The organism is Methylovorus mays (genome assembly GCF_020531915.1).
Taxonomy (GTDB): domain Bacteria; phylum Pseudomonadota; class Gammaproteobacteria; order Burkholderiales; family Methylophilaceae; genus Methylovorus; species Methylovorus mays.
Genome location: NZ_JAJAVG010000007.1, coordinates 197911 through 223694, shown reverse-complemented (window position 1 = coordinate 223694; position 25784 = coordinate 197911). Strand labels below are relative to the sequence as shown.

21 protein-coding genes are annotated in these 25784 nt (G+C 55.8%); 4 read left to right on the top strand and 17 right to left on the bottom strand.

Features of this window, described 5'->3' with window-relative positions; genetic code table 11:
* The 10 genes from LG203_RS09635 to flhB all read right to left on the bottom strand — a co-directional run.
* Nucleotides 1-264: hypothetical protein (locus LG203_RS09635; protein WP_230345571.1), on the bottom strand; the 264-nt coding region annotated here is incomplete at its 3' end.
* A gap of 152 nt (nucleotides 265-416) precedes the next feature.
* Nucleotides 417-938 carry an MgtC/SapB family protein gene (locus LG203_RS09630; protein WP_230345570.1) on the bottom strand — a complete coding sequence of 174 codons (522 nt, stop codon included), beginning with the start codon at nucleotides 936-938 and terminating at the stop codon, nucleotides 417-419.
* A gap of 17 nt (nucleotides 939-955) precedes the next feature.
* Complete coding sequence (locus tag LG203_RS09625) at nucleotides 956-1981, bottom strand: Gfo/Idh/MocA family protein (RefSeq protein ID WP_230345569.1); 1026 nt, start codon at nucleotides 1979-1981, stop codon at nucleotides 956-958.
* An 81-nt stretch (nucleotides 1982-2062) separates the two neighbouring features.
* On the bottom strand, nucleotides 2063-3001 hold the full coding sequence (gene motD, locus LG203_RS09620) for a flagellar motor protein MotD (RefSeq protein WP_230345568.1): 939 nt from the start codon (nucleotides 2999-3001) through the stop codon (nucleotides 2063-2065).
* Nucleotides 3002-3016: 15 nt separating this feature from the next.
* Nucleotides 3017-3757: a flagellar motor protein gene (locus tag LG203_RS09615; RefSeq protein WP_230345567.1), complete on the bottom strand. Its 741-nt coding sequence runs from the start codon at nucleotides 3755-3757 to the stop codon at nucleotides 3017-3019.
* Entirely contained in the window at nucleotides 3739-4473 is a 735-nt protein-coding gene (locus LG203_RS09610; protein ID WP_013441630.1) for an RNA polymerase sigma factor FliA, read from the bottom strand. The genes LG203_RS09615 and LG203_RS09610 overlap by 19 nt, the downstream gene beginning before the upstream one ends.
* 187 nt (nucleotides 4474-4660) lie before the next feature.
* On the bottom strand, nucleotides 4661-5488 hold the full coding sequence (locus LG203_RS09605; RefSeq protein ID WP_230345566.1) for a MinD/ParA family ATP-binding protein: 828 nt from the start codon (nucleotides 5486-5488) through the stop codon (nucleotides 4661-4663).
* Entirely contained in the window at nucleotides 5481-6836 is a 1356-nt protein-coding gene (gene flhF, locus LG203_RS09600; RefSeq protein ID WP_230345565.1) for a flagellar biosynthesis protein FlhF, read from the bottom strand. The genes LG203_RS09605 and flhF overlap by 8 nt, the downstream gene beginning before the upstream one ends.
* A complete protein-coding gene (gene flhA, locus LG203_RS09595) occupies nucleotides 6833-8914 on the bottom strand; it encodes a flagellar biosynthesis protein FlhA (RefSeq protein ID WP_230345564.1) in 2082 nt (693 codons plus the stop codon). The genes flhF and flhA overlap by 4 nt, the downstream gene beginning before the upstream one ends.
* Nucleotides 8914-10068 (bottom strand): flagellar biosynthesis protein FlhB, encoded by a 1155-nt coding sequence (gene flhB, locus LG203_RS09590; RefSeq protein WP_230345563.1) that lies wholly within the window; start codon nucleotides 10066-10068, stop codon nucleotides 8914-8916. Before flhB ends, flhA begins: the two co-directional genes overlap by 1 nt.
* A 927-nt stretch (nucleotides 10069-10995) precedes the next feature.
* On the opposite strand from flhB, the gene flhD reads away from it, so the two are divergent.
* From flhD to LG203_RS09575, 3 genes are all read left to right on the top strand, one after another.
* Entirely contained in the window at nucleotides 10996-11313 is a 318-nt protein-coding gene (gene flhD, locus LG203_RS09585; protein WP_230337742.1) for a flagellar transcriptional regulator FlhD, read from the top strand.
* A gap of 50 nt (nucleotides 11314-11363) precedes the next feature.
* On the top strand, nucleotides 11364-11903 hold the full coding sequence (gene flhC, locus LG203_RS09580; protein WP_013441637.1) for a flagellar transcriptional regulator FlhC: 540 nt from the start codon (nucleotides 11364-11366) through the stop codon (nucleotides 11901-11903).
* 266 nt (nucleotides 11904-12169) lie between these two features.
* The gene (locus LG203_RS09575; protein ID WP_230345562.1) at nucleotides 12170-12958 is read left to right on the top strand and encodes a class I SAM-dependent methyltransferase; all 789 of its coding nucleotides are present in this window, start codon (nucleotides 12170-12172) and stop codon (nucleotides 12956-12958) included.
* Nucleotides 12959-13027: 69 nt separating this feature from the next.
* On the opposite strand, the gene LG203_RS09570 is transcribed toward LG203_RS09575, so the two are convergent.
* The 7 genes from LG203_RS09570 to LG203_RS09540 all read right to left on the bottom strand — a co-directional run bounded on the left by LG203_RS09570 (nucleotide 13028) and on the right by LG203_RS09540 (nucleotide 24367).
* Entirely contained in the window at nucleotides 13028-15529 is a 2502-nt protein-coding gene (locus tag LG203_RS09570) for a TonB-dependent receptor (RefSeq protein ID WP_230345561.1), read from the bottom strand.
* 193 nt (nucleotides 15530-15722) lie between these two features.
* Nucleotides 15723-16769 (bottom strand): FecR family protein, encoded by a 1047-nt coding sequence (locus LG203_RS09565; RefSeq protein WP_230345560.1) that lies wholly within the window; start codon nucleotides 16767-16769, stop codon nucleotides 15723-15725.
* Nucleotides 16753-17295: a sigma-70 family RNA polymerase sigma factor gene (locus tag LG203_RS09560; RefSeq protein WP_230345559.1), complete on the bottom strand. Its 543-nt coding sequence runs from the start codon at nucleotides 17293-17295 to the stop codon at nucleotides 16753-16755. Before LG203_RS09560 ends, LG203_RS09565 begins: the two co-directional genes overlap by 17 nt.
* A 652-nt stretch (nucleotides 17296-17947) precedes the next feature.
* Nucleotides 17948-19072 carry an ABC transporter permease gene (locus LG203_RS09555; protein ID WP_230345558.1) on the bottom strand — a complete coding sequence of 375 codons (1125 nt, stop codon included), beginning with the start codon at nucleotides 19070-19072 and terminating at the stop codon, nucleotides 17948-17950.
* Between the two features lie 9 nt (nucleotides 19073-19081).
* Entirely contained in the window at nucleotides 19082-21832 is a 2751-nt protein-coding gene (gene rbbA / locus LG203_RS09550; RefSeq protein WP_230345557.1) for a ribosome-associated ATPase/putative transporter RbbA, read from the bottom strand.
* Nucleotides 21829-22899, bottom strand: a complete 1071-nt coding sequence (locus tag LG203_RS09545) for an HlyD family secretion protein (RefSeq protein ID WP_230345556.1) — start codon at nucleotides 22897-22899, stop codon at nucleotides 21829-21831. Before LG203_RS09545 ends, rbbA begins: the two co-directional genes overlap by 4 nt.
* A gap of 13 nt (nucleotides 22900-22912) precedes the next feature.
* Nucleotides 22913-24367: an efflux transporter outer membrane subunit gene (locus tag LG203_RS09540; RefSeq protein WP_268867380.1), complete on the bottom strand. Its 1455-nt coding sequence runs from the start codon at nucleotides 24365-24367 to the stop codon at nucleotides 22913-22915.
* A gap of 540 nt (nucleotides 24368-24907) precedes the next feature.
* On the opposite strand from LG203_RS09540, the gene motA reads away from it, so the two are divergent.
* Entirely contained in the window at nucleotides 24908-25768 is an 861-nt protein-coding gene (gene motA, locus LG203_RS09535; RefSeq protein ID WP_230345554.1) for a flagellar motor stator protein MotA, read from the top strand.
* Nucleotides 25769-25784 lie beyond the last annotated feature (16 nt).

The following is a 25784-nucleotide window of genomic DNA, read 5'->3' as shown; positions in this document are numbered from 1 at the left end:
ATCGCCCAGCGCGCCGGGCAGGAACTGGCCGTGGCCTTCGAGGCTGATGCCGCAGGTCAATACTTGACCCATCAGCGGACCAACGTCCAGATCACTGCCGACTTCCCCCAAACGGCTACGCACGGTGAGCTGGTAGTCAAACAGGGTGTTGATGCCCTCCCGCCCTTGCAGGCGGACGGGCTCCAACCCATCAGGCAGGATCTTATCGAGCGCGGGACATTGCAGGGTCAGCAGGCGACGGGAGGAGAGCAGCGAGGAAAGCATCACATCGGGTCCGGGCAAGAAGGGAAACCGATGATGCAGCGGATTAATTGATCAGGAAATTGCCCTTAAGGGCGAATGACCACTCCTGAGGTCGTTGGGATATGTAATCTCCAGTACTAAATCTTTTACGCTAGGACGATGTGATGCAAGGCTTAGGGCGCATGGTCACTGTCATCTTTGCTGCTTTCTTGCGCATGGTAATAGCGGTGGGCTAGCTTGGGCACGATATGCAGGATCGCATAGGCTAGGATGGCGCTCAGGATAGCCGTGGATTCGCGTCCCAAGCCAGCGGCGACGCCAATGGCCGCCGTCATCCACAAGCCTGCAGCGGTGGTGAGGCCATGCACTTCGCCATCGTGCCCATGCTTGATGATGGTGCCCGCACACAGGAAACCTACCCCTGCAATCACGCCTTGTACCACGCGGCTGATTTCGGCGTCGGTGAGCCCGGCCTGTATCGGCACCAGCACAAACATGGCCGCGCCCAGCGCCACCAGCATGTGCGTGCGCATGCCGGCGGCCTTGCCGCGGAATTCACGTTCGTAGCCTAAAAGCCCACCCAGCATCGCGGCAATGCCTAGACGCAGAACCACGCGCGTGACCTCGGCACCGTTGGGCAGGTCGGAAAATTCGGCCATGATGGTGTTCATGACTTCGTTCAGCAGGCTATCCATTGCAGGGCTTCCTTCGCTTACTGACCGGCAATGCTGACGGTGCGCCCACTGGCGGCGGCTTCAAGCGAGGCGACAATCGTGCGGCAATTGGCTTTGGCATCCTGCAAGCTGAGCAGTGGGGTTTTATCGTTGAGTACACAGTCGCTGAAATGGGCGATTTCCAGATTGAAATGGTTGCTGGGCGCGTAGGTTTCCACATGTTTTTGGCCGTCATCGGTCCACCAGCTGATCAACGGCACATCGCTGGTGCCCGGCAGTTGCCACACCGTATGGCAGATCAGCGAGCCTTTGTTGCCGACAATGCGGTATTCGGACTGGCGGCTGCACTCAAAGCTCACATCAAAATGCCCGCGTTTGCCATCGCCAAAATCCAGGATGCCGCTGGTAGCAATGTCGGCGCCACTTTCGGCGTATTTGGCCATGGCCGAAACGGCAATGGGTTCGCTGCCAAAGCAGTGGCGCAAGGTGTGGATGGCATATGGCCCGACATCCCACATGGCACCGCCGCCATTGGCGGTATCTTTTGCCAGACGGTACAGCCGCGCAGGGCGCATCATGAATGAAAAGCTGGCGTGCGCGTAGCGAATGTCACCCAGCACACCACTGGCCACAATCTCCTGCACCCGCTGGTGCTGCGGGTGAAAGCGATACATGAAGCCTTCCATTACCTTGAGGTTTTTGGCTTGGGCGGCGGCCTCAATGGCGTTGATATCTTCCACTGTGAGTGCCATGGGTTTTTCGATCAGCACATGCTTGCCGGCGGCGAGCGCTTTCAATGCCCATTCGGCATGTTCGTCATTGGCCATCGGCAGATAAACAGCTTCTACGCGCTCATCTTCCAGCAGGGCTTCCAGTGTGGGGTAAAACGATACGCCTGGCGTACTAGGCGCATATTTTTTCAGGGTTTCTGCTGCGGCATCAGGACGGCGGCTGGCAATCGCCACCAGCTCGGCATTGGGTGCAGCGACGATGGCTGGCAGCAGACGTTCGTTGACTCTGGCAGCACCCAGAATGCCCCAGCGCAGGCGAGAACTTGAGCTCATGTACAGGCCTCATGGTGGTAAGAGAAGCCTTGAATAATGGCAGAATTCGGGGGCTGCGGCTAGCTGAGCCGTGGGCGGAGGCTAGTTGGCGGCAGGTTTGCTGCTGGCAGGCGCTGGGGGGCGGGGCGTTGCCGCGTCAGACTTGGTTGGCGCAGATGCCGGAGTCGCTACTGACGAGGGAGTATCTGGCGGTGCTACCGTTGGCCGGATGATGGTCGGGGTATCGGGCACGATCTCGGAAACATCCGTCTGATTGGGCATCAGCGAGTCATAAAGAATCATGATGGAAACGCGCCGATTACGCGCCCGGCCCAGTGGCGTGCTGTTGTCCTCCAGCGGTTGCGAGGCGCCAAAGCCCACGGCGCTCAGGCGTTTCTCATCCAGGCCGCTATCCTGCAGCATGCGCACCACGCTGCTGGCGCGCATGGCCGACAGCTCCCAGTTGGAGTAGAACTTGTCATTATGGATGGGCACATTATCGGTGTGGCCTTCCACTTGAATCGCATGATTATTGGTTTTCAGGGCTTGGGCGATCTCATTGAGCGGACCACTGGCGATGGGCTGCAGTTCGGAGGCGCCGGGCGCAAACAGCAGGCTGTCGTGTATGTCCACCCGCACGCCACGGTTGTTCTGCATGACCTTGATCTTGCCCTCCAGCACCATGGGGGCCAGATGGTTGGCCAGATTATTGGCCATGGCGGTCATGGCTTCGCGTTCGCGGCGCTGCTTGTCGTTGCGGCGGGAGAGCTCCAGTGGGCGTATGAATGATGGCTGCCCATACAAGCCCTTGATATTGGCATGCTCGTTATTGCCATCGGGCGGATTGTTGAGCTGAGGCGTGTTTTCGCCAGTGAAGGCGGTGCCCAGTGACGATGTCAGCTGTTCATACTTGCCCTGATTGACCGAGGAAATGGCGTACATGACCACAAAAAACGCAAACAGCAGGGTGATGAAATCCGCATAGGACACCATCCAGCGCTCCTTGTTGTCCTCGTCTTCCTCTACCTGTCTTCTGCGCATGGATAGGGGTCCGTATCAACGCATGTAGCTGTTGAGGCGCTCTTCCACCACGCGCGTATGGTCGCCTTGCGCGATGGAGACCCAGGCATTCATGAGCATTTCGCGCCGGCTCGCTTCTTGTGTAACGTAAGCCTTGAGCTTGCTGCCTATGGGCAGGAACACGATATTGGCGAGGCCCACGCCATATATTGTGGCTACAAACGCAACGGCAATGCCACTGCCCAGACGGCTGGGGTCGGACAGGTTTTCCATGACATGGATCAGGCCCAGCACCGCGCCCAGAATACCGATGGTAGGGGCATACCCTCCGGCAGAATCCCAGATTTTGGCGGCGCTACGGTACTGGCTTTCGTAATAGTAGATATCAATGGCGCAGATTTCGCGGATCTTGTCAGCGGCAATGCCGTCAATCAAGAGGCGCAAGCCTTTTTTGATAAAGGGGTCGGTTTCGTTGTAGAGCTGGGCTTCGAGCTTGAGCAGGCCATCGCGGCGGGCGGTGTGGCTCCAGCCTATGATGCGGCGACTGAGTTCTTTTCTGTCATCGATCGGCGGTTGCACTATCCAGCGCAACAGCATGAGTCCCAGCTTGAAGTTGGCAGGCTTGCTTTGCAGCAATACCGCGCCAAAGGTGCCGAAAACCACGATCAGGAAAGCCGCGGGCTGAATCAGTGAGGCAATCTGCCCGCCTTCAATCGCTTGCCCTAACAGGATGCCGAAAACGGCGAGTAGGATGCCTCCTAGGCTGCCCCAGTCCATAATTGCTCTTTCATGTAAGCGCGTAATCGAGCAATGGCTTGACTATGCAACTGGCAAACACGTGATTCGGAGACATTCATCACCGCGCCAATTTCCTTCAGGTTAAGTTCCTGTTCGTAATACAGGCCCATCAAAATCTGTTCGCGCTCGGGCAGGTTTTCAATGGCCTCAATCAGGGTTTCCCGGAAATTGCTATCGAGAAGGCCTTTGATCGGGTTGCCCGAATCATCTTGCAGAAAGCGATCCAGAAAGTGATCGCCCCCTTCGGATTCATGAAAATCCTCGTAATACAGCAACTGGTGGCCACTGCATTCGCCCAGCATGTCGTAATAGTCATCCAGTGACATCTTGAGTTGCTTGGCGACTTCCCCTTCTGTTGGCGGGCGCCCCAGCACTTGTTCCAGCTGGTTAATGGCACCTTCCACATCGCGCATGTTCTTGCGGATACTGCGCGGCAGCCAGTCGGCATTGCGCAGCTCATCTATCATGGCGCCGCGTATGCGTTGGGCCGCGTAAGTTTCAAACTGCGCACCATGCGTATCTTCATAGCGATTGATCGCATCGAGCAGGCCCATCATCCCGGCCTGCACCAGGTCGTCCAGCTCTACGCTGGGTGGCAGCTTGGCCTTCAGCTGATAGGCCAGCTTCTTGACCAGCGTGGCATGCTGGTGCAGCAGACTATCTTTCTGATTGGGTTTTCCCGTTGCCGTATACATACTTTCCTTGCTTGGGCACCTTGTCGTTTAATGGTGTGAGACGTATCACAAGCATTGCTTGCCCACATTCTACACCCGTGCCGCGCGAGCGCCAGCCCACCCGCGGCTGCGCATACCATTCCGGTATATGCAGCCGTTGTTGAGCCGGGGCTGCGGCATTGTCTTGCCCTGCGTATTGTGTGCTGGCTTACAGCGTGACCGATGTTCGCTGTATCTCGGCCAGAATCGCCTGCCGGTAATCCAGTTTGCGTGCCAGTGCCTTGAAGGCGGCCGAGGCTTGTGCCATTGGAAATGCATCAATGACCACACGCCCCAGTTTTTCCGCCCGGCTCAGGTGCTCATCGGCCGGGATGGCACCCATGAACTCCAGGTCTATTTGCATGAAGCGGCGTGCTACCTGGGCAATGTTCTCAAACACCAGCATGGCCTGCGCCTGACTGGCGTTGCTCACCACAATACCGAAAGAGCGTCGTCCCAACTGGCTGCATACCTGCTTGATGAGGATGTAGGCCTGCTTGATCGACTCCGGATCACGCGTGAGTTGGATCACAATTTCGCCATCGTTGAGCGATTGTAATGGCAGAGCGTTATTATTTAAAACAGTATCGACCAGCACGATGTCATATTCCTGCGCCAGCTTGCCGAAAATGCGATCCAGCTGCAGGCCTTCTGCCTGCTGGAACTGCATGCTGCCCTGCTTGGGCAGCAGGCGGCTGATGCGATAACCCTGTTCGGAAAACTTGATCGCCTTGTTCAAAGGCACGCGCTGATTGGCAACTTCCAGCAGGCTGGGGGTATTGCCCAGCTTGTAATGCGTCAGGGCATCGCCAGTATTGGCGGTGGCATGCACGATGATGACATTGTTGCCATCATCCTGAATCGACGCACCGAGATTCTTGATCAGTCTGGCCTGGGCATTGCCCGGCATGGCGGATAACACCGACACGATACGGGGCCGGGGGCCGGACATGATGCGACGCAGACCGGCGGCTTGATCTTCGCGGAAACTAGACATGATCGGCTCCCATGCTCAGTTTGGTGGCCACTGGCGAGGTATTGCCCATCAGGAATGGCAGTTCGTTATGCTTGAACTGGAAGGACGACGTGTTCTGCGCGCCCGCGCGGAAGGCGCGATGGATCAGCAGCTTTTTATTGGCCACATGCAGGTCTTCCGGCACGCGCTGGCCATTGGCCACGTAATACAGGCGCAGTTTTTCGCGGATGATCACATCCAGCGCGCTGCCAATGGTGGCGGCTTCGTCCAGCTTGGTGATGATGCAACCATCCAGCTGTTTGACCTTGTAGGCACGCACCACATCGGTCAGCGTTTCGCCGGTGTTGGTGGCGTTGAGGCACAACAGCTTCTTGATCGGCTGGCGGGTGCTGGACAACATGGCGATCTGTTCGGCCACCATGCGGTCTTTCTGGCTGACGCCCACGGTGTCGATCAGAATGGTGTGCTTGCCCTTGAGCTCTTCCAGGGCAATTTTCAGGTCGGCTTCGTCTTTCACCGCATGCACCATCACGCCCAGAATCTTGCCGTAGATGCGCAATTGCTCATGACCGCCAATCCGGTAGGCATCGGTCGTGATCAGGCCCAGCTTGCCAGGGCCATGCTTCATGACAAAGCGCGCGGCCAGCTTGGCGGTGGTGGTGGTCTTGCCCACACCAGTTGGCCCGATCAGGGCAAACACGCCACCGCGATTGAGGATTTCATCTTCATTGGGGATGGCTTGCAGGTTTTTTTCCAGAATCGATTGCACCCAGGCATTGGCTTCAGCGCTGGTGCGATGGTCTGGCATGTTTTCGGCAATCTGGCGCGACAGCGCAGCACTGAAGCCTGCGGACAGCAGCATATTCAATGTGTTGGATTTGACCGGGTCGCGATGCTGGATATTACCCCAGGAGATTTCCACCAGTTGCGATTCGATCACGCTGCGCATATTGCGGATCTCGTTCAGCATGTCGTTGATCTGCTTGTTGGACTGTGGCGCGGCTGCTTGTGCTGGGGTGGTGGTCACCTTGGGGCGTGCCGTGGTGGTAGGTGCAGGCTCGGTACGCACGGCGCGATAAGGTTCGGCTTCGGGCGCGGCCTGACGCACAGGCGGACGTGCCTGGCGAGCGGCGGGGCGCGCCTGCACTGGTTGCAGGGGCTCCATGGCGGGCGCTGCACGGCGCTTGCTGCCTTGCACCGGGGCATCATCGGACATGAAAGAGGCCATGTCTTCTTCCTTGAAGGCCAGGATCTCGTTACCACCGTTGACGGCACGGTTAGACAGGATAACGGCATCTTCACCCAGGCTTTTACGGACCATGGCTAATGCTTCGCGGGAACTCGATGCGAAAAAGCGTTTGATGTTCATGCTTGACCTCCAATAAGGCTAGTGACACGGATAGTTTTTGAATCAGGAAGCTCTTCATGCGACAGCACACGAAGATGCGGAATAGCACGGCGCAGGAATTTTGACAGGGCCGAACGCAGTGGGCCTGGTACCAGCAGCACAGGCGTCATGCCCATCTGCTCTTGCTTGCGGGTGGCGGCCTCGGCCTGTCTGGACAGGGTTTCGGCCAAGCCAGGCTCAATGGCAGCGCCGCCGGCATTGCTGCTGGTCAGCGCTTGCATCAGCAGGCGTTCCAGCTGGTTATCCAGCGCCATGACGGAGACTTCATTGCCGGTAGGGAACAGCTGCTGCACGATAGCGCGGCCCAGCTGAACGCGGACAAAGGCGGTGAGCTCGCTTGGATCCTGCGTACGTGAAGCGTATTCGGACAAGGTTTCGACGATGGTGCGCATGTCGCGGATATGCACGCCCTCGGTCAGCAGGTTCTGCAATACCTTCTGTACCACGGACAGCGGCAATTGCTTGGGCACCAGGTCTTCGACCAGTTTTGGCGAATCTTTGCCGATATGGTCGAGCAGCTGCTGGACTTCCTGGCGACCCAGCAAGTCAGCGGCATTGGTGGTGATGATGTGGTTCAGGTGGGTAGCCACCACGGTGCTGGCATCCACCACGGTGTAGCCCATGGCCTGTGCCTGATCACGTACTGCGGATTCCACCCAGATGGCGGGCAGGCCAAAGGCCGGGTCGGTGGTGGCAGTGCCGGGCAGAGTGCCGCTGACCATGCCAGGGTTGATCGCCAGAAATTGCCCATGGTTGGATTCGCCGCTGCCCACTTCCACACCTTTCAGAATGATGCGGTAGCCGGAAGGACGCAGTTCCAGATTGTCGCGAATATGGACGGTAGGGGCGAGAAAGCCGACTTCCTGTGCGAATTTCTTGCGCAGGCCCTTGATGCGTTTCAAGAGGTCGCCGCCCTGGGCTTTATCGACCAGCGGAATCAGGCGATAGCCCACTTCAAGGCCGATGACATCCACTGGCACGACATCGCTCCAGCTGGCTTCTTCAGGCTCGCCGGTAGGGGCTGGTGCTTTTTCAACGGCCGGGGCGGCCACGCGCTTTTTCTGTTCCGACACAAAATAGGCAATGCCGGACAAAATGGCAGCCAGTACCAGAAACGCAAAGTGCGGCATGCCGGGAATGGCGCCCATGCTGCCGATAATCCCGGCGGTCAGGTAAATCACTTTGGGGTTGGAGAACAGCTGAGTCACCAGTTGTGTGCCCACGTCTTCGGTATTGGCCACGCGCGATACCACCACACCGGCAGCGACCGAAATGACCAGGGATGGAATCTGCGCTACCAGGCCATCACCAATCGCCAGCAGGGTGTAATTCTTGATGGCGTCGGCAAATGCCATGTCGTGCTGCACCATGCCGACGATCAGGCCGCCGACGATATTGATGACCGTGACCAGAATGCCAGCGATTGCATCGCCCCGTACATATTTGCTGGCACCGTCCATGGCGCCGTAGAACTCGGCTTCCTGGCCAATTTCGGCACGGCGGCTGCGGGCTTCATCTTCGCCGATCAGACCGGCATTCAAGTCGGCATCAATCGCCATCTGTTTGCCTGGCATGGCATCCAGGGTAAACCGGGCGCCCACTTCGGCAATCCGGCCTGCACCTTTGGTCACCACGGTAAAGTTGATGATGGTCAGGATGACGAACACCACGATACCGACCGTGTAGTTGCCGCCAATCAGGAAGTGACCGAAAGCTTCAATCACCTTGCCCGCAGCATCTGGCCCGGAGTGACCTTCTGTCAGCACAACGCGGGTGGATGCCACATTCAAGGACAGGCGCAGCATGGTAGTCACCAGCAGCACCGTGGGGAAGGCGATGAAATCAAGCGGTTTTGATGTCTGCAGACCGATCATCAGCACCATGATGGACAGGGCGATGTTAAAGCTGAACAGCACATCCAGGGCAATCGCAGGCAGAGGCAATATCATCATCGCCAGCAGCATGACGATAATCAGGGGAGCGGCCACCGAGGCGCCACCCATATTGCCCAGAATCTTTCTCAATGCGAGCGCATTCATCAGGCGACCACCTTGCTCAGCTTGCTATGGGGATCAAGGTCATCCGGCACTTCCAGATTCTGGGGTTTTTCCGGATGGCGACCGCCATGCTTGTTGAATACCCGCATTTGAAAGACATAAGCCAATACCTCTGCCACGGCAGAGTAAAGGGCGGATGGAATTTCATCCCCTAATTCGGTATGTGCATACAGCGCACGTGCCAGTTTGGGCGACTCCAGCGTCATGATGCTGTGCTCGGCGGCAATCTCGCGAATTTTCAACGCCACGGCATCCGCCCCTTTGGCAATCACCGTCGGCGCACGCATGCCCAACTCCTTATATTGGATGGCGACGGCATAGTGGGTAGGGTTGGTAATCACCACATCGGCTTTTGGAATTTCCGACATCATGCGGCGGCGGGCAATTTCACGCTGTTGCTGACGGATGCGGGCCTTGATTTGCGGGTTGCCTTCGGACTCCTTGGCTTCCTGCTTGACTTCTTCCTTGGTCATTTTCAGTTTGTCGGCATAGGTCTTTAACTGAAAAGGCACGTCGATCGCGGCGATCAGAATCAATGCACTGACGATAAAGAAGAAGCTTTTCAACAGCATGTCTTCTACTTCACCAATGCTGGTATTGAGCGGCAGCAGAGCCAGGGAGAGTATGGAGTCTACATCGTGCATGACGACAAAGTAGGACACGGTTCCGACCAGCAGTGCCTTGCCGGAGGCTTTCAGCAATTCAGCCAGGGCGTTTTTCGACACCATGTTGCCCAGGCCGCTCATGGGGTTGAGGCGGTTGAATTTGGGAACGAAGGCCTGGTTGCTGAAATTCCAGCCACCGATAATGATGGGGGCGGCGATGGCCATGACAAACAACAGACCGGCCAGGGGGGCAAAAGCGATCAGCAGACTATATATACCGTCCGCTATCTTGAGGAACAGCAGGTTGCTGTCATAGGCAAGGGCTCGCTCAAAATGCAGGCTGCCACTTATATTATGTTTGAGCGCATCACCAAACTGCGAACTCATCATGGCGATGCCCATCCCGGCAGCCAGCAGCATGGCACAGGTCACGAACTCGCGTGAGCGGGGGACATTACCTTCTTCGCGCGCCTTTTCGAGGCGCTTGGGCGTCGCCGGTTCTGTCTTTTCCAAATCGCTGTCTTCAGCCATTTCGTATCCTGTGTGCCGTGTGTGTGATGGGGATGTGCGGTCCCGCTGACATGGAGCACATTATCAGTGGCCGACCCCTGGGAGCATTTCATGAATAAAAGGGGTAAACCCATGCCTAATTGCCATGAGAATGTCTTGAAAAAGAGGATTTAGGGGAATGTCTTAAAAAAATTAAAAATAAAAATCTTTACAAAACAATCGGATATCGAGTTAATTAAAAAAACTTAAAAAACTCCTAAAGTTTTCCTCAAGCCAGCCGATAGACCATTTGTGTGATACGGATTAATGCGTCTTCAAGGGGTTGGCGGCGCGTAGTGCGTAAGTTGGTGTGTGTAGCAGCAGCCTGGCTTTAGGGGTTTTTAATAAAATTAGATTAATTGAAACAATGAGTTATCGATTTAATTCTAATTTTTTTAAAAAATCCCTAAAGTTTTTAAAAGTCGGGCCGATAAATCCTTTGTGTGTAGTCCAGTAGTGTGTGTGGTAATTGATTTGTTGGGGTGTGTGGCTTTAACAAATCTGACAGTCGTAAACTTGTGTAAGGTTGTGTAAAAATTAAGTTTTTTATAAACAACAACTTATGAAATTGTTTATGATGCATTTCGGGTAAGCGCTAAAGTTTTTCTCAGGCGTGCCGTAATGGATGTGTGTGTAGTAAATCGTGTGTGTGTCAGGCTGCTTTTAGCGCCTACCCAATGTGTGTAGTAAAGTGGTAACACTTAGCTCTTTGATTTTTAAGGGTTTAAGTGAAAAATCAGTTAAGTATCCCAGCCGGATGTAGGCGTTTGTAAGACAAACGCCTACATTTGCGCGCCTTCGCGTCTTACGCAAAAAACCGACAGACTCCAGTTATGCCAGAATCCCTTTGGGTTCAAAGTACGTCTCACGCGCCCCACACACAGCGCACACACACACGAGGGACCCAAAATGACTGAAAAAGACATGATGTCTGACATCAAAGATGCCAACCTGAGCTACCTGATGCTGGCCCAGCAAATGATACGCTCCGACAAGGCTTCCGCCATCTTCCGTCTGGGCGTCAGCAAAGAAATCGCTGATGTTCTGGAAAGCCTGACCACTGCCCAACTTCTCAAACTCTCCAGCACTAACATGATGCTGGCCCGCTTTCGCTTCGACGACTGCGCCATTCTCAATATGCTGACCAGCTATACCAAGGATCGACACCTTGCCAGCGCGCATGCCGCCATCCTGATGGCAGGCCAGTCGCCAGAGGCAATGGCTTAGGTTTTGGATAGCGCCGTTCCGGCAAATTGATCAAGAAGGCAGGCATTATCATGGAAAAGAAAAGCGTAGTTAATGAAGCACAACAAATCCAGTTGGCGATACAGCTGATCACGCTGGGCGCACGGTTGCAACTGCTGGAATCGCAGACGACCTTGTCCCGTGAGCGCCTGATCAAGTTGTACAAGGAACTGAAAGGCGTATCGCCACCCAAGGGCATGCTGCCATTTTCCACCGACTGGTTCCTGACCTGGCAGCCGAATATTCACTCTTCCATGTTCCTGAATATCTACAATTTCATGCGGGAGCATACGGATGTGAACGGCATAACCGCTGTAATCAAGGCCTATCAACTGTATCTGGATGAAACCGGTACCGAAGATCCAGAAACTGCCGTGCTGTCGCTCACCCGCGCTTGGACTCTGGTAAGATTTGTCGAGAGCAAGATGCTCAAGCTGCAAGCCTGCAGTTGCTGCGGCGGCCACTTTGTGGTGAATGTGTATGATCTGAATCAGCACTTTGCCTGCAGCTTGTGCCATGTGCCTTCGCGTGCTGGCAAAACCAAAAAAACCAGGGAAATGGCTGCCGCCTGATGCACCAAGCGGAATCGCAGCGGGGATTACATTAGCGTCACCCCCTGATGAGCAGGCGCCAGTCAATGGGTTGGCGCTTATTGGGGGTATGTTGGTTTACAAGAATTACGGCGCGAAAAGCGCTGCGTCATCAGCGCACGATCGGCCTGCCATCGCATGTCCGTTTCGGTCTGCGCATCATCCAGTCCTCCATGCCCACCATCGCCACAGTGGTGATATCCATGGTTGCCTATCGTTGATATTTTCTTTTGCTACAGGTGGTTATCTTGCATAAACCATCTGCATCCCGCCATTTATTGCCTGCCACTCGCGCCTTGCTGATACAGCTGGGCATGCTGGGCATCAATGTGCTTATTGCCTTGCTGTTTGGCCAGCTCACCGGGCGCGTTTATCCGTTCTGGTTGCTGGTGCTCATACAAGCGGTGGGGGCTTATTTATTGGCTCGACTCTGGGGCATGGCCTCGTGGTGGCGCCTCATCCATCTCTTTTTTCCGCTGATCGCTTGGCTCATGGTGCAGCTGCATCTCCCCAACTGGGTGTATCTGACAGGGTTTTTATTCAGCCTGATGCTGTTCTGGACCACATTTCGCACGCAGGTACCGTTTTACCCCTCCTTTCCGGCGGTGTGGCAGCAAGTGCTGGCATGGATGCCGGCGCGGCAGGGCTTGCGCATGATTGATATAGGCAGCGGGCTCGGGGACATGGCCATGCATATTGCCAGGGTAAGACCCGACTGCCAGATGCTCGGCATTGAAGTGGCGCCGCTGCCATGGTTGATAAGCCATGTGCGGGCCCGCTGGCGTAAATCCTCTGCCCGCTTTGTGCTGGGCAATTACCACAAGCTGGATTTTCAGGAGTTTGATGTGGTGTTTGCCTATCTGTCACCCGCGGCCATGCCCGCGCTTTGGCAAAAGGCGAGTGAGGAGATGCGGCCGGGCAGCTTGCTGATCAGTTATGAATTTGAAATACCTGGCGTGGTGCCGACCTGTCAGTGTCCTGTCGGCGAAGCGGGGAAGTCGCTGTATGGCTGGATCATGCCGGGTAGTCAGACTTGAAGCTAAAATCCCCATGCAAGCTTGTCAGGCCAAGGCTTGTATGGGGGTCAGGAAGTATGGTCTCGCCGACTAGAAGTCCATCGTCGCCGAAATCATCACTGTGCGTGGCTGGCCAAGATAAAGCCAGTTTCCGGTGCTGCTGGCCCAGTAGTCGCGCCCAAACAGATTGTTGATCCCTGCCCGGATGACCAGGGGTCGCCCTGTGGCTTCTGTCTTGTAGCGGGCACCGATGTCCCAGCGTGTCCAGCCTGGAATGCTGCGTGTATTGGCTTCATCCAGATACTGGGCGCTGGTCGACATCATGCGGGCAGTGAGTGTCATGCCTGGCAGCAGCGAAAGATCATATTCGCTGCCCAGGTTTAGCTGCCAGCGCGATACATTCGGTGCGGTGTTGCCGTCATACGCATCGCTGCTGGCATGCGTGAGTTTGGGTTGGATGTAAGTCGCCCCGCCCAGCAGCCGCACTCCCTGAACCTCGCCGAAAACATTCAGCTCAATACCGCGATTGCGTTGTTCTCCCCCTACCTGATAGGTCGAGGTGCCGTCGCCATTGGAAACCGTCAGCCCGCTTGGTTTTTCAATCTGGAAGGTGCTTAGCGAGGTGGTGAAGCGGCCAAAATCGTATTTCACCCCGACTTCGTGTTGCTTGGTTTTGACCGGGGGAAACACCTTGCCTGCATTGGTGGTGCCAATGGGCGCGGTGTCGCCTTGCGTCAGCCCTTCAATGTAATTGCTGTAGATCGACCAGTTTGCACCGGGTTTGATCACCGCCGCCAATACCGGGGTCAGGGCATGTTCGTCATAGGCTGTGTTGCTTTCCCCCGTGGTGGTGTCGTAGTCAATCACTTGCACCCGTTGGTAGCGTCCCCCCAGCGTGATGGCGAGGCGGTCATCAAGAAATGCCATGGTGTCGGCTACCGCCAATGAGGGCAGCTGCAGGCGATTGGTCTTGGCCGGGTGCGAGTCCATACTGGCCGTCGATGGGCGGCTAATGCTAGTTTGGTTGTAGATATTCGTGGCAAAACTGCTGAAGCCATAATAGTCGGCCGTATAGCCGCTATCTTTCATCACATAGTTGGCGTTGATGTTCAGCTGATGCTGGATGGCACCCGTGCTGAAATTGCCACGCACGCCGCCCTGTGCGGTGCGGTAATTGGTCCAGTTCGGCCAGTAATATATGGTGGCCTGGGCATTGCCCTGGGTATCGGCCACGCTGACATCGGTGGAAAGATAACTGGAGGTGGTGTTGCTGCCGCCAGCCGCGCCGTAGAGAGTCCAGGCCGGGGTGAGGTCATACTCGGCTTTTGCCAGCAGATAATTGCTTTTGGAGTTGGCATATTCCCAATCCTGGGCAATCCGTTTTTTGGCGCTAGGCGGAGAGGGGATGGTGATGCCGTCGGCAATGCCGAAACCAGCGGCGCCCTGAGGAGCTTCGTTGTTCATGGTCTGGTGCCCGGCATCCAGCGATGCCCGCAGACGATTGCCGCGGTAATCAATGCCGATGGTGGCTGCGCCCAGTTCAACCGATTGCCCGGCGGTAGCGTTTTTACCATCGCGATATACGCCATTGAAGCGGATGCCCCAGGCATTATCTTCGCCAAAGCGACGTCCAATATCGACATGGCCACCGAAGTTGCTATTGGACATATAGGTGGCTGTCAGTCGCGTCAGGGGTTTGTCATCCGCCCGCTTGGGTACCATATTGATGGTGCCGCCCACGGCCCCTCCGGCGCCCGGTGCCATGCCATTCAGCAAGGCACTTGGCCCCTTCAGCACTTCGATGCGTTCTGCCATTTCGACAGGTGCTGCCCGGTTGGATGCGATACCGCTGATGCCGTCAAACAGAACGGAATCCTGAACCGAAAACCCGCGGATCAGGAAGATATCCCCTCCGGCAGCTGCGTTGGTCAGGCTGTAAGACACGGTGCGCACGGAAGGGTCGTTGAGCATCACATCCGCGGCGGTGATCGCCTGCTGGTTTTCCATCAGCTCGGCGGTGTAACTGGTGGTGTTGAATGGCGTATCCATCACCTCTTTATTGCCGAGCAAGCCTAGTCGGCTGCCACGGGCCACCTGGCCACCAGCATACGGTGGCGGTAGGCTTGCCGCCGGCTCGGCGCTGGCCGTGACCGACACTAGCGGAAGCGTTGACACGCTTGCATCCGCCGCGCCCTCTGCCTTGGCGGCGACGCGCATGCCATAGCTGCCATCTGCCTGCTGGTATGCCTCAAGTCCGGTTCCTGCCAGCAGCGCGGCCAGGCCTTCCTGCACGGCATAACTCCCCTTGAGTCCGGCACTGGTCTTGCCTGCGGCGGCTTCGCCCGCGCCTGCCAGATAAATACCGGATTCACGCGAGAACCGGATCAGCACGCTGCTGAGCGGACCTGCCGGAATGTCATAACGACGCACGCTCTGGGTTGCCGCTGGGGTTTGTGCCTGTGCAGTGGGTAGCCAGGCGACCTCGGCAAATGTGCTTCCCAGCAGGAGTAAATGAATCGCCATGGCCAATGGCCGAACGGCGGGCAAGGATGCAGCAGCAGGAAGCGTGTTGGGTTTCGGATGGTGAGACATCAATGGATTTCCTCTGGAATAGGGTCAATAAAACGAAGACCCTCATCACACGAACTGTCTGGCTACCGGGATGGGCAGCGGGCGAGGCCCGGTCTGCGTCACGCCGGCTTGGCGGGTTTAACGGTCATGGTGTCTTCTTGCATTGTTAAACCAATGAGCGGGCAAAACCCGGAACCGCTTAATCAGGATTTTTTCAGGGAAGGGCTTCCAGTGTGGTCCACCAGGGAAGAGGCTGCTGGATCTGGATGGGGAGCGCGCTTGCCAGCATGTGCAGCGCACGGTCGGTGTCCTGTATGGGGAAGTTGCCATAAACCTTGAGGTTGGCCACGGCATCTGCCACCCCCAAATGGCCCGGTCGGTAGCGACGCAATTCATCGACGACCTCGCGTAGCGCGATGTTATCCGCGACCAGGGTGCCCTGTATCCAGGCTTCACGCGCCATATCGGCGGGCTTGGGAGACGTGATATGACCCGTATCGAAAAAGGACTGCTGCCCTGCTGCCACCAGGCGCGTGATGCCGTTGGAAGAGGTTCGTATTTCCACGGCGCCGTCATAGACATCCAGCCGGGTGTTGGCTGCATTGAGGCGCACATTGAAACGGGTGCCCAAGGCCCGCAGCCGACCATGCATGGTTTCTACCAGGAAAGGACGTGCGCTATCCGGAGCCGTTTCAATGAAGGTTTCACCTGCCAGCAGGGTAATGCGGCGTTCACGGGCGTTGAAGTCCAGATTGATGGCACTGGCGGTATTGAGCCACAGGCGGGAGCCATCGGCCAGGGTGAGTGCGCGCTGCTCGCCGGTGCTGGTGTGGTGATCTGCTGTCCACGCTAGCAGGCTTGATGGCAGCCGGGCTTCGCGCCAGCCCAACCAGCCGAGCATACCCCCGCCGACCAGTGCCGCTATGCTTGCCAGCACGCGGCGCCGGGCATGCAAGCTGGCATTGGCTGCATTGAGCGCATTTGCCGCCCGGCGCGGATCTGCGATATGACGCAGAGGGTCCATTCCGCGACTGATTTCTTCCACATAACGCCAGGCAGTCCGGTGCTCCTCGGCGGCGTCTAGCCAGGTTTGCCAGCTCGCATAATCATGTCGGCTGGCTTTGCCATCGCGCAGGCGGGCATACCACTCGGCAGCCTGCGTCAGTATGGTGTGAGAAGGTTCTGGACTCAAGGAGCTGGAGGTGATGCGACTCATCTTGCGGTGCAGTGCTGGTAGCGGCCCGTCAGGCAGCGGGCTCATGGCTTAATTCGGTTGCAGTTTGCCGGGCGCGCAAGCTCAGGCAGCCCAGCATGGCTTGTGCGACATACTTGCGCACCATGCGGCCAGAGACGCCCAGCTCCAGCCCAACCTCATCGTCCGTCATCTCGCAGATCACGGCGAGGGTGAAGGCACGGGCCGCTTTGGGGGACAACTGGTGCAACATGGTCAGAACCTCTTCCAGCGCCTGCAGAACCATGGCCTGACGTTCGGCCGAAGGGTGGTTCGCTAGCGGCATGCTGGCCAGTGTGTCCAGCCAGGCTTTTTCGATTTCCTGCCGCCGCCACAGGTTGATGCATAAATGCTGGGCCGTGGTGCGCAGATAGGCTCTCGCCTCTGCCACGCTGTCAAAACGCCGCTGCGTGCGACCGCTGATCAGTCTGACAAAGGTGTCATGTGCAAGGTCTGCGGCATCGGCGCCATTGCCCAGGCGACGGCGCAACCACCCCTGCAGCCAGCCATGATGATGGACATAAAGATTTTCAAGAAGAGAGGAGGCGTGGCTCAATGGGAGATGTTCAACAGCAAATGAGAATTAATATCAATTATTGCTGAACACAGGCCGATGCGCAACTCCCGGCCGCAGGGGCTTACCTTTTCCGCAGATGGTATGCGGAAACCACCACGGGGACAGGCAGCGTGTGCCATGTGCCTTCGCGTGCTGGCAAAACCAAAAAAACCAGGGAAATGGGCGCCGGGCAAATTCGCGCTGTTGAGGTATCACCACATCGCCAGTGAATAGCGCCCCGCGCCCCAGGGCGCTGAATCAGGGGCAGGGTGGATTACAAACGCAGGATATATCTCAACGTGACATCGGAGCGAAGCTTATTTGCCATGCTTGCTCGGGTCACATCATGTTGCCTGGCCTCTTGTGTGGTCCTGTTTTTTTCGATGGCGGCCATTGCGCCTGATCCAGCATCCGGTCTTTATCCAGACATGCCTCTTTTTCATAGCATCTGAGTCCCCTCGTGTATTGCCTGCTACCCGTGCCTTGCTGATCCAGCTGGGAGGCCTGACTGCCAGATGCTGGGGATTGAAGTGGCGCCGCTCATCCGCCCCTTTTGTACTTGGGGATTACCACAAGCTCGACTTTGGCGAATTTGATGCGGTGTTTGCCTATCTCTCGCCAGCCGCCATGCCCGCCGCAGACAAATGTAAATTTAAGCCATCAGGCTAATCGTCTTGCGGAAGCGAGCCAAGGACACGATGAACAATAGGGTGCCTATGAGCAGCAGTGCCAGGAAAGAGCCCCAAACTACATCAAAGCCGGCACCTCTGAACAAAATGGCTTGCCCCAGTTCCACAAAGTGTGTGGTCGGTGCCAGCAACATAATGTTCTGCACAATTTCAGGCATATTTTCCCGTGGTGTAAGGCCGCCAGAGAGCATCTGCAATGGTAACAATACAAGAATCATCAGCATGCCAAACTGCGGCATATTACGAGCAATGGTGGCCATGAAAATGCCCATGGAAGTGGTAGCGAAAAGATGCAATGAAGTTCCCAGCAAAAACAAAATGATGGAACCTTGAATCGGTACCTTCAACCACCCTTCAACGACAAACAGCAGTGATAACGTTACTGCCAGCAACACGACCAGGCCCATGGACAAGACCTTGGCCAGCATGATCTCGGTCGGCGTCACCGGCATTACCAGGAGGTGCTCTATGGTGCCATGCTCACGTTCGCGAATCAGGGCGGCGCCAGTCAGGATAATGGAGAGCATGGTGACGTTATTGATGATTTCGGACATGGCGCCAAACCACGATTGGGTGAGCGTAGGATTAAACCGCATGCGCAACGCCAGCCCCACTGGCATTTCGGTGGTAGTGCGATAACGTCGTGCAAATTCATTGACCTCAGACAGCACGATATCCTGGATATAGCGGTTGCCAGAAAAGGCCTGCGACATGCGGGTGGCATCAATATTCAACTGCAATGCTGGAGATTTGCCTGCCAGCACATCGTGCTGGAAATTCGGCGGGATATGCAAGGCAAATGTGTACTGGCCTGCATCCATGCCGGGATCAATCTGGCTTTGCGTGATGAGCGGTGGGGTGGCAAAGTGCGGTGGGTAAAAGGCAGAGATAATGCGGGCCGATAACGGGGAAGCATCTTCATCCACAATGGCAATCGGCGCCTTGTGCAAGGTTTCGGGCACTGCCGTGGCAGAGTTGTGGATCATCACGGTGAAGGCAAAGCCGATCAGGCAGAGCATGATGGGATCACGAATCAGGCTCCATAACTCCTTGATACTCAGGTGATAGATTGTGGAAATAAATCGCATGTTACTACCTCATTTATCCTGCTTATCAAGCAACAAGATGGTCGTCACCATTACCACCGGAATGGCGATCAGAATCGGCCAGAACTCACGGTAGAGGTCAGAAAAATGCAATGCCTTGCTGAATATGCCGCGTGAAATGATCAGCATGTAAGTGGTTGGATAGATTTCGCCCACTATCCTTCCAACGCCTTCGAGCGAAGCTACCGGATTGAGCATGCCGGAAAATTGTACTGCCGGTGAGATACACGCAATCATGGTGGAGAACAAGGCGGCTATCTGGCTGCTGGTGAATGTTGAAGCAAGCAGGCCTATGCCGGTAGCAATAGCGGAGTACATCAAGGCGGCCAAGGTGAATGTGGCAAAACTGCCCTTCACCGGCACCCCAAACACGATGACGGCCAGCAATGCCATGAGGAAAAAATTCAGCATCGCCAAGACCACATAAGGCAATTGTTTGCCGAGCAGGAATTCCAGTCGCGTGACGGGAGTTACATACAAATTGAGGATGGAACCCAACTCTTTTTCGCGTACGACGGCTAATGCTGCGAGCATGGCTGGCAGCATCAAGAGCAGTATGGGAATGACGGCCGGCACCATGGCAGGCAGACTCCGTACATCCGGGTTATAGCGATAACGGTATTCTATGGTGGCTAGGCTGGTCGGCTTGACGCCCCAGCGTTCCTGAGATTGTTGCTCCAGCCATCCCTGGTGCATGCCTTGGATATATCCCTGTACTGTCTCAGCACGTTGTGGCATGGCGCCATTGACCCAGGCACCTATCTCGACTTTGTTGCCGCGTTTTACATTTCTTGCAAAGCCAGGCGGAATCTCAATGACCAGGGATAGTTCACCACTACGCATGCGCTTATCCAGGTCTTGATAATCGCGGATAGCAGGCTTTTCAATAAAGTAGCGGGACCCGGCAAGATTCAAGGCATAGTTCTGGCTGAGCGTGGTTTGGTCACGGTCCAGCACGGCATAACTCAGATCTTCTACATCCAGACTGATGCCGAATCCCATGACTAGCATCAATAACATGGACCCTATCAACGCCAAACCACCTCGTACCGGGTCCCGCTGCAACTCCAGCATCTCTCGCCATAAATAGCTGAACATGCGATTGACACTGAAACGTTGCTGCGGCGCATCCTGGGCGGGGCTTGTCACCTCGGATGTGCTCTTGAGCGACTGTTCAGGTGACGACTCTGTGCCGCCGCCAGCCTCGACCAGGTAGTCGATGAATGCCTGCTCTAGGCTTTTTGTACCGCGAGTCGTGATAATGCTGGCTGGTGTGTCACTCACCAGAACCTTGCCTGCGTGCATCAGTGATATGCGATCACAACGCTCGGCCTCGTTCATGAAGTGGGTGGAAATGAAAATGGTCACCTGATCACGGCGTGATAACTCAAGCAGCAAACGCCAGAAGTTATCCCGCGCCACGGGGTCCACCCCCGACGTCGGCTCATCAAGAATCAGCAACTCGGGCTTGTGCACCATGGCGACTGCCAATGACAGCCGCTGCCTGATGCCCAGTGGCAAACTGTCTGGCAGACCGTCCAGCACCTCAGCCAAGTCAAAACGTTGCACCATTTCCTCTACACGTGCATTCACTTGTGCTTCGGGTACATGGAATAAGCGAGCATGCAGCACCAAGTTCTGGTGCACGGTCAACTCGCTGTACAGTGAAAATGCCTGCGACATATAGCCCACACGGCGGCGGGTATCAATATCACGTGGATCAACCTCATGCCCAAACAACCATGCCTGACCATCCGTGGCCGGTAGTAGTCCCGTGAGCATTTTCATGGTGGTGGACTTGCCACAGCCATTGGAACCAAGAAAACCAAAAATCTCGCCTCGGCGGATACGGAAGCTCACATGGTCTACAGCGACAAAATCTCCGAAGCGCATGGTGAGATTGCGTGCCTCAATGGCAATGTTGGCTTCATTTCCTTCCGGCAAAGGAGGAATGGTCACCGCCAGGTGGCCACGCTTTTTTGCCTCGGGCAACAAGGCAATAAAGGCGGATTCCAGTGACTGGGTGTCTGTCCGGTCGAGCAGCGCTTGCGGGGTTCCGGTCGCCAATACCTTTCCGTCATCCATGGCAACCAGCCAGTCAAACCGCTGAGCCTCATCCATATAAGCGGTTGCCACGATGACGCTCATGCTGTTGTGCTGTGTTCTGATACGTGCAATCAAGTCCCAGAACTGCGCACGGGCAAGCGGATCCACTCCTGTGGTGGGTTCATCCAGTATCAGCAAGTCAGGGTCATGGATCAACGCACAACACAGCCCCAGCTTCTGTTTCATGCCCCCTGACAGCTTGCCGGCAGGGCGAGAGAGGAATTTCTGCAGGCCCGTGCTACGGGTCAGCTCGTCAATGCGCCGCCTCCTCTCATTCGCATCATGTCCAAACAGGCGGCCAAAAAACTGCAGGTTTTCTTCCACCGAAAGCGTGGGGTACAGATTTTTGCCCAAGCCTTGCGGCATATAGGCAATACGAGGGCATACCTTGTCGCGATGCTGCTTGCTGGCCATATTGCCCTCCAGCACTTCAACCATACCAAGCTGGACAGCACGGGCACCCGCCACCAATGACAACAAGCTGGATTTGCCAACACCATCCGGGCCTATCATGCCCACCATGCATGCAGGTGGAATCTCCAGGCTGATATCGTCCAATGCTGCAACCTTGCCATAATGGAGGCTGACATCCTGCAAACGGGCCACAGGCTGTAAAAGGGATTGCCCAGCGTTCACTGAGGTACTTTCACCGCAAGGTCAGCAGGCCATTCAACTTGCTTATCCAGTTTGACCCAGGCAACACCAGGTAAGCCAGTCTTGACCTCGCTCAAGTGTTTTTGCAACAGTTCAGGGCTGATTTGCGCTTTGGCGCGGAACATCAGCTTTTGCCGTTCACTGGCGGTTTCCACGCTTTTGGGGGTGAACTGCGCCGTGCTGGCAACAAAAGATATGGTGGCCGGGATCACATATTGCGGGGCTGCGTCCAGCACTATCCTGGCCTCCGCTCCCAATGAAAGCTTGCCTACCTCTTCTTCCGGCAGGAAGAACGTCATATACACATCAGAGAGATCGACCAGGTTAAGTAACTTGCCACCACTGGCTAACACCTCTCCCGGCTCAGCTATGCGATATTGCACCCGTCCGTTGCGGGGCGATGTCAAGAGGCTGTCGTTGATATCTGCTTCTATGCGGGCAATGGTGGCTTCGGCTGCCGTCGCGGCAGAGCGAGCTCCCACCACTTGCGCCTGGGCCGCTTTGATCGCGGCCTCTGCCGCCGCCACCTGAGCCTTGGCCGCATTCACGGCCGCCTGCGCACCGCGTACCCGTGCACGATCATCATCCAGTTCCTGTATTGACGAGGCGCCTTCTGCCGACAGAACCTCGGAGCGGGCCAGACGACGCTGGGCTGCGTCCAGTTCGCTCTCACGCTGTATCACCGATGCCTGAGTGGCAAGCTTGTCACTTTCTCGCAAAGTGACTTGCGCCTGGGCGCCCGCCACAGTATCTACTGCTTGTTGATATTGCGCTCTTGCCTCATCCCGTTGTGCCTCAAGTACTTGTATCTGCATGCGTGCCAATGGTTGCCCTGCCTGTACAAACTCGCCCTCCTTTACCAGGATCTCATCCACGCGGCCCGCCAGCTTGGTTGCTACATCAATTTCTGTTGCCTCTATACGTCCGTTCCCGCTCGCCAGCCCTTTCAGGTCATCATTTCCATACAACGCTTTCCAGCCATAAAAACCAGCGATGACCATTAAGATGACTGCCACCAGCGGCATAAATTTTTTAACTGTGCTATTCATATCCCTGATCCGATTAATGAGAAGGCTGCTCAGCAGGTGTTGTCGCGGCAATGGATTGTGATCCTCCCCCCAGAGCGGCATATAGGCTGACCTGGCTGGAGAGCAAGGCGCGGCGCATTTGAACCAGTTGCTGCTCTTCTTCGAGCAGGGTGCGCTGGGCATCCAGTACCTCGAAATAGGAGGTGGCCCCGTTGTCGTAACGCAACTCGGCAAGGCGTGCGCGTTCTGCCTGGGCATCCACGGTTTGCTTCTGGCTGCCGATTTGCTTGGTCATCCATTGCCTCGCGGCTAATGCATCGGCTACCTCGCGGAAAGCGCCCTGTATGGTTTTTTCATAATTGGCCACAGCCATATCGCGCCTGACTTCTGCCAGCTGAAGATTGGCGCGATTACGTCCACCATCAAAAATCGGCAATGTCAGGCTGGGTGCAAATCGCCAAGCCTGGGTGCCGGAATCAAAAAGACTGTCCAACTCGCGACTCGCCGTGCCGAAGGCAGCGGTCAAGGTGATGCGGGGAAAAAACGCAGCGCGTGCAGCTCCGATATTGGCATTGGCGCCCTTAAGTGTGTGCTCGGCAGCCACAATGTCAGGGCGCGCAGTCAGCATGTCCGATGGTAAGCCGACCTTGATGACCCGCAGGATTTGCTCATCCTCAACATCATGTGCTGCCGGGGAGATGCTGACCTCGTTGCCGACCAGCAGGGTCAAGGCATTCAGTTGGGTTGCACGGGATTGCTGCAATTGGTATTCCAGCGTCTGCGCTTGTGCCAGCAATATCTCGATCTGGTTCAGCTCCAGCTTGGAAATGGATCCCACCTCGAAGCGTCGTTTGAAGATGCGGAATGATTCACTGCGGGTTTCGATGGTTTTCTTGGCGATCAACAAGCGTTCATCCAGCTCGCGCAAGCTCAGGTATGTGTTCGCCACGTCGGAGATTAATGAAATGGTGAACGCCTGACGCGAAGCATCACTCGCCAGAAAGGTTTCCAGGGCGGCATCCTTGAGATTGCGTACACGGCCCCAGAAATCCAGCTCCCAGTTGGTAGCTCCCAGGTCCACCTGGTATTCATTTGCCAACAGCGGACGGCCAGTCAGGTTCATGTCTGCTGGCGTGCGGGACCGTGCATAACTCCCTTGGGCATTCACGCCAGGAAAGAGATCGGCACGCTGAACGCCATACAGTGCCCGTGCACTTTCAACCCGTAGTACGGCCTGGCGCAGGTCCCGGTTGTAATCCAGCGCACGGCTCAACAGTGCCAGTAACTGAGGATCAGCAAAATAATCCTGCCACCCAAGACTGGCCGCTGCATTGGCCCCTGTTTCTGCATTGTCCACCCCTGGGAAGGCTTGCGCGACAGGCATGGCTGGCCGCTGATGTGGGGGGGCCATGGATTTGCAGCCGGCGAGTAATAATGGCAACAAGAATAAGAAGATGATCACACTCCCTTGCGTGCTCACCTGTCTCATTAGGTTAACGGCATGAAACATGTAAGATGCTGTCCCTCTTGATTCTTTTGTTATTTTCGCCTGATTCAAAGGCTAGTGGTTTATTGGGATTGAAATTACAGACGCGTTATTGAGTGGTCAATAAGCCTTCTCTATTGAATGTGCTATCCGCCACATTTAGCTTAATCTATTGGTTCTGTTGCACCTTGAAGCTTTCAAACATGAGACCAGACTGTCTTTAGTTTGCCTCTGAATCATCGAACCGCTATCCACCCATTATGTTGATCGCCGTGATTGTTCATAAGGTCTGAGGCAACGTTGTGCATCTTGATATTCTGGCCTTAATCAATCGAAGCTATGTCAACATGCTGCGTGTCGAGCCTGAAACCGTGCTGGATTTGAGAGCGCCTGACACATGACTGGATTGGCAATATAAAATGGAAAACACAGGCTGATCGACGTTTGGCGGATAACAATACCCTGCTAAGCTTAGGGGAATGGCTTAATATGTGGCATGCATCACGGGCGATAGACGCTGTTTTTTAATCGGGGGGTTTAAAAGTGCTAGTAATCGTAGGGTATGTTGTGGTCCTGGCGGCCGTGTTCGGGGGATACGCGCTGGCAGGGGGGCATTTGGGGGCCTTGTGGCAACCCCTTGAAGTTTTGATGATTTTTGGTGGTGCGATTGGTGCCTTTATTGTCGGTAACAATGGCAAGGCGCTGAAAGCCACCCTGGCTTCATTGCCCACACTGTTCAAAGGTTCCAAATTCACCAAGGCGCTGTACATGGATTTGCTGGCCTTGCTGTTCGAGATTCTCAGCAAGATTCGCAAAGATGGCATGATGTCGATTGAAAACGACGTTGAAAATCCCGAGAGCAGTCCGCTCTTCAGCAAATATCCTGCCTTGCAGTCGGATCACCATCTGATGGAGTTCATTACCGATTATCTGCGGCTGATGATCTCCGGCAACATGGATGCGTTTCAGGTGGAAAACCTCATGGATAACGAAATCGAGACCCACCACCAGGAAGGTCATGTGCCTGTGCACTGTATCGCCCGCCTGGGCGATGGCCTGCCTGCCTTCGGTATTGTGGCCGCGGTGATGGGCGTGGTGCACACCATGGAAAACGTGGCCTTGCCGCCTGCCGAGCTGGGCATTCTGATTGCTCACGCGCTGGTGGGTACCTTCCTTGGTATTCTGCTCGCCTACGGTTTTATCGGCCCGCTTTCCAGCCTGCTGGAGCAAAAGCTGGATGAATCCACCAAGATGTACCAGACCGTGAAGGCAACGCTGCTTGCCAGCCTCAATGGTTACGCTCCGGCGATTGCCGTCGAGTTTGGCCGCAAGGTGCTGTACTCCACCGAACGCCCTGGCTTCACCGAGCTCGAAGAGCACGTCAAGCAAGCCAAATCTAAATAAGTCCATAGCGTAAGCG

Bases quoted from the DNA above. Each gene is read 5' to 3' on its own strand.
- LG203_RS09630 (WP_230345570.1), bottom strand. From the start codon at position 938: ATGGATAGCCTGCTGAACGAAGTCATGAACACCATCATGGCCGAATTT.
- LG203_RS09625 (WP_230345569.1), bottom strand. From the start codon at position 1,981: ATGAGCTCAAGTTCTCGCCTGCGCTGGGGCATTCTGGGTGCTGCCAGA.
- motD (WP_230345568.1), bottom strand. From the start codon at position 3,001: ATGCGCAGAAGACAGGTAGAGGAAGACGAGGACAACAAGGAGCGCTGG.
- LG203_RS09615 (WP_230345567.1), bottom strand. From the start codon at position 3,757: ATGGACTGGGGCAGCCTAGGAGGCATCCTACTCGCCGTTTTCGGCATC.
- LG203_RS09610 (WP_013441630.1), bottom strand. From the start codon at position 4,473: ATGTATACGGCAACGGGAAAACCCAATCAGAAAGATAGTCTGCTGCAC.
- LG203_RS09605 (WP_230345566.1), bottom strand. From the start codon at position 5,488: ATGTCTAGTTTCCGCGAAGATCAAGCCGCCGGTCTGCGTCGCATCATG.
- flhF (WP_230345565.1), bottom strand. From the start codon at position 6,836: ATGAACATCAAACGCTTTTTCGCATCGAGTTCCCGCGAAGCATTAGCC.
- flhA (WP_230345564.1), bottom strand. From the start codon at position 8,914: ATGAATGCGCTCGCATTGAGAAAGATTCTGGGCAATATGGGTGGCGCC.
- flhB (WP_230345563.1), bottom strand. From the start codon at position 10,068: ATGGCTGAAGACAGCGATTTGGAAAAGACAGAACCGGCGACGCCCAAG.
- flhD (WP_230337742.1), top strand. From the start codon at position 10,996: ATGACTGAAAAAGACATGATGTCTGACATCAAAGATGCCAACCTGAGC.
- flhC (WP_013441637.1), top strand. From the start codon at position 11,364: ATGGAAAAGAAAAGCGTAGTTAATGAAGCACAACAAATCCAGTTGGCG.
- LG203_RS09570 (WP_230345561.1), bottom strand. From the start codon at position 15,529: ATGTCTCACCATCCGAAACCCAACACGCTTCCTGCTGCTGCATCCTTG.
- LG203_RS09565 (WP_230345560.1), bottom strand. From the start codon at position 16,769: ATGAGCCCGCTGCCTGACGGGCCGCTACCAGCACTGCACCGCAAGATG.
- LG203_RS09555 (WP_230345558.1), bottom strand. From the start codon at position 19,072: ATGCGATTTATTTCCACAATCTATCACCTGAGTATCAAGGAGTTATGG.
- LG203_RS09545 (WP_230345556.1), bottom strand. From the start codon at position 22,899: ATGAATAGCACAGTTAAAAAATTTATGCCGCTGGTGGCAGTCATCTTA.
- LG203_RS09540 (WP_268867380.1), bottom strand. From the start codon at position 24,367: ATGAGACAGGTGAGCACGCAAGGGAGTGTGATCATCTTCTTATTCTTG.